The sequence below is a fragment of the Streptomyces sp. AHA2 genome (assembly GCF_036857595.1).
GTDB lineage: Bacteria > Actinomycetota > Actinomycetes > Streptomycetales > Streptomycetaceae > Streptomyces.
On record NZ_JAUQWJ010000006.1, the window covers coordinates 388,322 to 396,233 of the forward strand.

The 7,912-nt window shown below is 73.3% G+C and carries 6 protein-coding genes; 5 read left to right on the top strand and 1 reads right to left on the bottom strand.

From position 1 onward, the window contains the following. The first annotated feature begins 36 nt into the window (after window positions 1-36). Entirely contained in the window at window positions 37-1,017 is a 981-nt protein-coding gene (gene galE, locus Q5694_RS16165) for a UDP-glucose 4-epimerase GalE (RefSeq protein ID WP_333933677.1), read from the top strand. A gap of 107 nt (window positions 1,018-1,124) precedes the next feature. Here the strand turns inward: galE and Q5694_RS16170 are convergent, their stop codons facing one another. Then, window positions 1,125-1,751, bottom strand: coding sequence for a TetR/AcrR family transcriptional regulator (locus tag Q5694_RS16170; protein WP_333933678.1), 627 nt, complete (start codon window positions 1,749-1,751; stop codon window positions 1,125-1,127). Window positions 1,752-1,959: 208 nt separating this feature from the next. Here Q5694_RS16170 and Q5694_RS16175 point away from each other — a divergent pair, with 208 nt between their 5' ends. From Q5694_RS16175 to Q5694_RS16190, 4 genes are all read left to right on the top strand, one after another. Beyond that, entirely contained in the window at window positions 1,960-2,874 is a 915-nt protein-coding gene (locus Q5694_RS16175; RefSeq protein WP_333933679.1) for an ABC transporter permease, read from the top strand. Then, window positions 2,867-3,697, top strand: coding sequence for an ABC transporter ATP-binding protein (locus Q5694_RS16180; protein WP_333933680.1), 831 nt, complete (start codon window positions 2,867-2,869; stop codon window positions 3,695-3,697). Before Q5694_RS16175 ends, Q5694_RS16180 begins: the two co-directional genes overlap by 8 nt. An 81-nt stretch (window positions 3,698-3,778) precedes the next feature. After that, window positions 3,779-5,974 carry a CDP-glycerol glycerophosphotransferase family protein gene (locus Q5694_RS16185; protein ID WP_333933682.1) on the top strand — a complete coding sequence of 732 codons (2,196 nt, stop codon included), beginning with the start codon at window positions 3,779-3,781 and terminating at the stop codon, window positions 5,972-5,974. Next, window positions 5,971-7,617 carry a glycosyltransferase family 2 protein gene (locus tag Q5694_RS16190; RefSeq protein ID WP_333933683.1) on the top strand — a complete coding sequence of 549 codons (1,647 nt, stop codon included), beginning with the start codon at window positions 5,971-5,973 and terminating at the stop codon, window positions 7,615-7,617. Before Q5694_RS16185 ends, Q5694_RS16190 begins: the two co-directional genes overlap by 4 nt. Window positions 7,618-7,912 lie beyond the last annotated feature (295 nt).

Sequence of the window (7,912 nt, forward strand, 5' to 3'; positions counted from 1 at the left end):
CACCACGGGGCCAACTGACGAGGGGAACGGCCGCACATGACCTGGTTGATCACCGGCGGCGCCGGCTACATCGGCGCACACGTCGTACGGGCGATGACCGCGGCGGGGGAAGGGGCGGTGGTCTACGACGACCTGTCCACGGGCATCGCCGAGCGCGTGCCGGACGGGGTGCCGCTGGTGGTCGGCTCCACGCTGGACGGCGAGCGCGTCGCCCGCGCCCTGGCGGACCACGGGATCACGGGCGTGGTCCACCTCGCGGCGAAGAAGCAGGTGGGTGAGTCCGTCGAACAGCCGCTGCGCTACTACCGGGAGAACGTCGAGGGCCTGCGCGTCCTGCTGGACGCCGTGACCGGGGCCGGGGTCGGGGCGTTCGTGTTCTCCTCGTCGGCCGCCGTGTACGGCATGCCGGACGTGGACCTGGTCACGGAGGAGACGCCGTGCGTGCCGCTGTCCCCGTACGGCGAGACGAAGCTGGCCGGTGAGTGGCTGGTGCGCGCCACGGGCCGGGCGGCCGGGCTGTCGACCGCGTGCCTGCGGTACTTCAACGTGGCGGGCGCGGCGGCTCCCGATCTCGCCGACGTGGGCGTCTTCAACCTCGTGCCCATGGTGTTCGAGAGGCTCACGCACAGCGCGCCGCCGCATGTCTTCGGCGACGACTACCCCACGCCCGACGGCACCTGCGTGCGGGACTACATCCACGTCGTCGACCTGGCCGAGGCCCATGTCGCCGCGGCCCGCACCCTGATCTCCTCCCCCGGCCGCGCCCTCACGCTCAACATCGGCCGGGGCGAGGGGGTGTCCGTCCGCGAGATGATCGACCGCATCAACGCCGTGACCGGCCACGACCTGCCGCCCGAGGTCGCGCCGCGCCGCCCGGGCGACCCCGCCCGCGTCGTCGCCTCCGCCGAACGGGCGGCCGCCGAGCTGGGCTGGAAGGCCCGGCACGACGTCCAGGACATGATCACCTCGGCATGGCAGGGCTGGGTACGGCTGCACCCGGAGGCCGCACGGCGCTGACCGCGGCCGTGCGCGGGCGTCCCGGGGGCACGGCGGCCGGCCCCGGCCGGTCGGCCTGACCGCGGCCGTCCGCGGCCGACGGCGCCCCGGAAGAGGCGGGGCCGGGATCACAGGGCGCGCAGGGCCGCCGCCGTCGCCCGGGTCAGCGTCTCCAGGTAGCCCTTCGGCGGCTTCGGGGCGCGGATCACCACCGACCGCCAGTACAGGGGGCCCGAGATCAGGTCGAGGGCCAGGTCGTGGTCGAGGCGCGCGCTCAGTTCGCCCCGCCGCTGCGCGGCCGTGACGATGCCGGTGGCGACCCCGTCCTGGCCCTCGCGCAGGGCCTTCTGCAGGGCCTCGGCGATGTCCGGGTTGCGGGCGGCCTCGGCCTGGAGGTCGGGGATGACCTGCGAGGCGACCGGGTGGCGCAGCGCCCGGGACGTCACCTCGTACAGCAGCCGCAGGTCCCCCTCCAGGGAACCGGTGTCCGGGGCGGGCAGGCCCTGCACGGCGAGCGCCGAGACGATGTCGAGCACCAGGTGCAGCTTGGAGCGCCAGCGGCGGTACACCGCCGTCTTCCCGACGCCCGCCCGGCGGGCGATCCCCTCGATCGACATGCGCGCGTAGCCGACGGCCGCGAGTTCCTCGAAGACCGCGGAGCGGATCGCCTCCGTCACGTCCTCGCGCAGGACGGCGGCCCCGGCGGGGGCCCGGCGGCGCGGGGGCTGCTGTGGCTCGTCGCGCTTCGTCGTCATGCGGACAGCATAGGCCGTCACGACGAAACGGTTGCGTCCCGACGTCCACCGGACGTACGCTCCCGTCACGACGAAACGGTCCCGTCCCGACGTAGACGTCGTGAAGAGCCAGGTAAGAAGCCCTCCGCGCGAGCGCCTTCACCCCGGAGCCCGCCGCACCGCTCTCCGCGACCCCGCAGGTCCCGCCCCCCGAACGAAAGCAGCGGATGTGAGTCAGGTCCTCCACACACCGCCCCCGGCGCCGTTCCCGGCCGACGACGACCTCGCCGCGCTCGCCGCCCGGCACGGCCTCGCGGTCAGCGGCGCCCGCCCCTCCCTGCCCGCCTACGTCCGGCAGCTGTGGGCCCGCCGGCACTTCATCACCGCGTTCGCCACCGCCAAGCTCACCGCCCAGTACAGCCAGGCGAAGCTCGGCCAGGTCTGGCAGGTGATGACCCCGCTGCTCAACGCGGCGGTCTACTACTTCATCTTCGGCGTCCTGCTCGGCACCAAGCACGGGGTGCCGGACTACGTCCCGTTCCTGGTCACGGGCGTGTTCGTGTGGACGTTCACGCAGAGCTCGATCATGGCGGGCACCCGTGCCATCTCCGGCAACCTCGGCCTGGTGCGCGCCCTGCACTTCCCGCGCGCCGCGCTGCCGCTGTCGTTCTGCCTCCAGCAGCTGCAGCAGCTGCTGTTCTCCATGGCCGCCCTGGTCGTCATCCTGCTCTGCTTCGGCGTGCCGGTCGGGGTGTCCTGGCTGCTGGCGGTGCCCGCGCTGTTCCTGCAGTTCACGTTCAACGCGGGCGTCTCCATGGTCATGGCCCGGATGGGGGCCAAGACTCCCGACATCGCCCAGCTGATGCCGTTCGTGCTGCGCACCTGGATGTACGTCTCGGGTGTCATGTGGAGCATCGACCAGCTGGCGCGGAAGGACAGCCTGCCCCACGTGGTGACGGTCGCCCTGGCCGCCAACCCGGCCGCCGTCTACATCGACCTGATGCGCTTCGCGCTGATCGACAGCTTCCACGCGACTCAGCTCCCCGCCCACGTGTGGGCGATCGCCGCGGGCTGGGCGCTGGTCGCCGGCGTCGGCGGCTTCATCTACTTCTGGAAAGCTGAGGAGACGTACGGCCGTGGCTGAGCACCCGAGCGAGAAGATCCCCACCGTCGTCGCCGACGGCGTCGACATCGTCTACCGCGTCAACGGCACCGGCGCGGGACGCGGCTCCGCGACCGCCGCCCTCAACCGCATCGTGCGCCGCGGGCAGACCGAGAGGGCCTCGGGCGTACGCCGCGTGCACGCCGTGCGGAACGTGTCCTTCGTCGCCTACCGGGGCGAGGCCATCGGCCTGATCGGCACCAACGGCTCGGGCAAGTCCACGCTGCTGAAGGCGGTCGCCGGACTGCTGCCCGTGGAGAACGGCCGCATCTACACCGACGGCCAGCCCTCCCTGCTCGGCGTCAACGCGGCCCTGATGAACGACCTCACCGGCGAGCGCAACGTGCACCTCGGCGGGCTGGCCATGGGCATGTCCCGCGAGCAGATCAGGGAGCGCTACCAGGAGATCGTCGACTTCTCCGGGATCAACGACAAGGGCGACTTCATCACCCTGCCGATGCGGACGTACTCCTCCGGCATGGCCGCGCGGCTGCGGTTCTCCATCGCCGCCGCCAAGGACCACGACGTGCTGCTGATCGACGAGGCCCTGGCCACCGGCGACCGGTCCTTCCAGAAGCGCTCCGAGCAACGCATCCGCGAGCTGCGCAAGCACGCGGGCACGGTGTTCCTGGTCAGCCACAACAACAAGTCCATCCGCGACACCTGCGACCGCGTGCTGTGGCTGGAGCGCGGCGAGCTGCGCATGGACGGGCCGACGCAGGACGTGCTCAAGGAGTACGAGGCGTTCACCGGGGAGAAGCCCGCCAGGTCCAAACCCGGACCGAAGGCCGCCGTTCCCTCGTGAGGCGCAGCCCGTCCGGTCGTTTTGTCGTATTGATGGCACCATGACCGAGTACGGCGTGTCTGGTGAGAAGGGGGTCCGGTGATGGCCGAGCTCAGCATCGTCGTGCACGGGCCGAACGTGCAGGGCCACCTGACGGAGCTGCTCGACTCCCTGGCCGCCCACCCCCTGCCCGACGCCGAACTGATCGTGGCCGCGGTGGGCGACTGGGCCCGGGAGACGGCCGAGCGGCACGCCCCGGACGTCCAGGTCGTGCCGCTTCCGGACGGCACGGGCGACGCGGCGGCCCGGGCGGCCGGCGCGGCCCGCGCCTCCGGGCGCTGGCTGCACTTCGTCCACGCCAAGGACGGCCTGCCCGCCGGCACCCCGCGCACCGTCGCCGAGCGGGTCGCCGAACTCCCCGACGAGGTCGACGTCCTGCTCCTGGACCATCTGCGCAGCACCTGGCACACCTCCGGCCTGCCCTCCCCGGACGGCCCCCTGCTCGCCCGGGCGGGCCGGGCCGACGTGGCCCTGGACGACTGCGCGCCCCTGCTGCGGCTGACCCCGCTGCTCGGCACCCGGGTCCTGCGCGCGGCGTTCCACCGGGAGCACGAGCAGCAGTTCGCCACCGACGACGAGCCGTACGCCGCCCTGGCCGCCCTGCTGCTGGCCGGCCGCGTCGCGTGCCTGCCGTACGTCGCCTACGAGGACCGCAGGCTGCGTCCCGCGAGCCTGCCCCCGCCCACGCCCGAGCAGCGCTACGGCCTCGTCGCGCGCTACGAGGCCCTCCTCGACCTCACCCGGGGCCGCCGCGCCGCGCACACCGTCCTGTACGACGTCATGGTCCGCGACTGCCTGCGCACCTTCGCCCGCGGCGGCATGGAGGAGGAGGTCGCGCGGGAGTTCTTCCACCGGGCGTCCCTGGCCGCCGTGCGCCACCGCCCCGAGAACCACCGCCGGCCGGGCGGTCTGGAGGGCGTGCGCCGCTCCCTGCTGGAGGACGGCGCGTACACCAGGTACCGGGCCTTCCGGACCGTCAACCGCACCCGGCGCACGGCCAGGTCGGCCGTGCGCACCCGCAGGCGCCAGGCCGGCGCCCTGCTCCGCGACCACCAGTACCGCAGGGCGCTCGGCCGCCCGGTGGACCCCGACCTGGCGGTGTTCGCGGCCTACTGGAACCGCGGCGTGGCGTGCAGCCCCGCCGCCATCGCCGCCAAGCTCGCCGAACTCGCCCCGCAGATCCACCCGGTGTGGGTGGTGACCGCCGAGAACGCGGCCCTCCTCCCACCCGGCACCGATCACGTCGTGCCCGGCACCCGCCGCTACTGGGAGGTGCTGGCGAGCGCCAAGTACCTGGTCAACAACGTCAACTTCCCCAACGCCGTGGTCAAGCGCCCCGACGCCGTCCACGTCCAGACCCACCACGGCACCCCGCTGAAACGCATGGGCCTGGACCAGATGGCGTTCCCGGCCGCCGCGCAGGGCCTGGACTTCAAGGCGCTGCTGGAACGCATCGACAAGTGGGACTACAGCGTCTCCGCCAACAGCCACACCACCCGCATGTGGGAGCGGGCGTACCCCGCGCGCTACGTCTCGCTGGACCACGGCTATCCGCGCAACGACGTCTACTACACCGCGGGCGCCGCCGAGATCCGCGCGGTCCGCGACCTCCTCGGCATCGCCCCGGGCCGCCGGGCCGTCCTGTACGCCCCCACCCACCGCGACTACGAGGCCGGCTGGACGCCCCGGCTGGACCTCGCGGCCCTCGCGGACCGCCTCGGCGAGGACACGGTCCTGCTCGTGCGCGGCCACTACTTCTACGGCGGCGCCGCCTCCCCCCTGACCAACCTGCGCCGCACGGGCCGCATCATCGACGTCTCCTCCTACGACCCGGTGGAGGACCTGTGCCTGGCGGCGGACGCCCTGGTCACGGACTACTCGTCGATCATGTTCGACTACGCCAACCTCGACCGGCCGATCGTGGTGTACGCCGACGACTGGGAGACCTACCGCACCACCCGCGGCGTCTACTTCGACCTGATGGCCGAGGCCCCCGGCCCGGTGGCGCGCACCCAGCGGGAGCTGACGGACATCCTGGCCGGCGACGCCTGGCACGACGAGAACGCGGCGAAGACCCGGGCCGTCTTCCGGCGCCGGTTCTGCGAGTACGACGACGGACGCGCCGCCGAACGCGTCGTGCGCCGGGTCTTCCTCGGCCAGGACGAACGGGAACTGCCCCCGGTCCTGCCCGTCGAGGAACGCACCCCGGCCCCCAGCCCGCAGGAGGCGACCGCATGAGCACCCCCGACGTCACCGTGACGGTCATCGTCCACAACGACGCCGAACGCCTCACCCGCGCCGTCGACTCGGTGCGCCGGCAGACCCACGCGAACCTCGAGATCGTCATCAGCGACGACCACTCGACCGACGGCACCCCCTTCGTGGCACGGCGGCTCCAGGCCCGCGACCCCCGAGTCCGCTACCTGCGCCTGGAGCGCAACAGCGGAGGCTGCAGCGCCCCCCGCAACCGCGCCCTGGACATCGCGCGCGCCCCCTACGTGATGTTCCTCGACAGCGACGACGAACTGCCCCCCGGCGCCGTCGCCCTGCTGCTCGCGGCACACCGGGAACGCGAGATCGACTTCGCCATGGGCGCGGTGGAGCGGATCCGCGTCGACAACGGCCGCCGCTCGACCTGGATGCCCCACCTGGTCGCCGAGCGGCGCACCCTGGACGGCATCGAGTCCGACCCGCGCCTCTTCTTCGAGCACCTGGCGACCAGCAAGATGTACGCCCGGTCCTTCCTCGACCGGCACGGCCTGCGCTTCCCCGAGGGCATCCACTACGAGGACCAGTTGTTCTCGGCGCAGGCGTACTGCCTGGCCAAGAGCTTCACCGTCGTCCCGGAGCCGGTCTACCGCTGGTACGTGGCCCCCTTCGCGGCGTCGGAGGCGGCCTCCATATCCAACCAGCGGCACAAGCTCGCCAACGTCCGCGACCGCATCCACGTCCAGCGCCTCATCGACGCGTTCCTGGCCGAGAGCGGGCACGAGTCGCTGCGGGAGGCCAAGGACCACAAGTTCCTCAAGCACGACTTCCGCATGTACGCCGGTGACCTGCCCTACCGGGACGACGCCTGGCTCGCGTCCTTCACCGACCTCGTCACGCCCTACCTCGACACGCTCGCGCCGGGCGCCTACGCCCGCCTTCCGCGCGCCGAGCGGGTCGTCCTCCAGCTCATCCGGGACCGACGGCCGGCCGACGCCCGGCTGGCGTCCCGGGGCCTGGGCCACGGTGTCGCCCCCCGGCACGTCACGACGGACGCCGAGGGCCGCACCTACTGGGGCGAGGAAGTGCCCGCGACGGAGTGGGCACGCCGCGAACTGGACGTCGGTGACCTGGAGCTGGAGACGCGGCCGTTCACCGGCGCCCAGTTCCGCCACGAGATCACGGAGATCACCAGGGGCCCGGGCGCCTCGATCGACCTGGCGATCCGCACCTACGACCCGGCGCTGCGCCTGCCGGTCGGACCGCAGCGCGCGACCCTGCTCATCGCCCCGGGCGGCCGCCGCCTCAGCGTCCCCTTCCGGCTGTCCCCGGTCCGGCCCGGCGTCTTCGAGGGCCACGTCCACCTCGATCTCGCGGCCGCCTCGCTCCCCCTGCAGGGCTTCGCGGGTGTGCGCCACCCCCTGCTTCGCCTCCACCACCAGGGCCTGGCCAACACCGGCCTCCTCCTCGCCCCGCTCCGCTTCCCCACACTGACGACCCGCGTGCCGGCCCATGTGCTGACGGTCGAACCGGAGGGCCACGGCCCGGGCCGTCTGCAGGTGCGCTGGGAGCCGACGGGACTGACGGCGAAGCTGATCCGGCCGGCCGTGCGCAGGGTGGCCCGGCCGAGGGTGAAGCGGGCGGCCCGCCTGATCGCGAGCGCCCTGAAGTAACGGCCCGCCCACCGCGGTGCGCGACCCGGACCGCTACGGAGGCAGACCGCGCTCCGGGGGTTCGCCGCGCTTCGGGGCCCGGACCGCTACGGAGACCTGCCGCACTTCGGTGCCCACACCGCTACGGAGGCCCGGGGCCCTCCGGGGGCCGATGCGCTTGGGCGACCCCCTGCCCTTCGAAGGCCCGCCGCCCTTCGGAAGCCCGCCGCCGCCTTTCGGGGGACCCGGACCGCTACGGAGGCCCGGGGCCCTCCGGGGGCCGGTGCGCTTGGGCGGCCCGCTGCCCTTCGAAGGC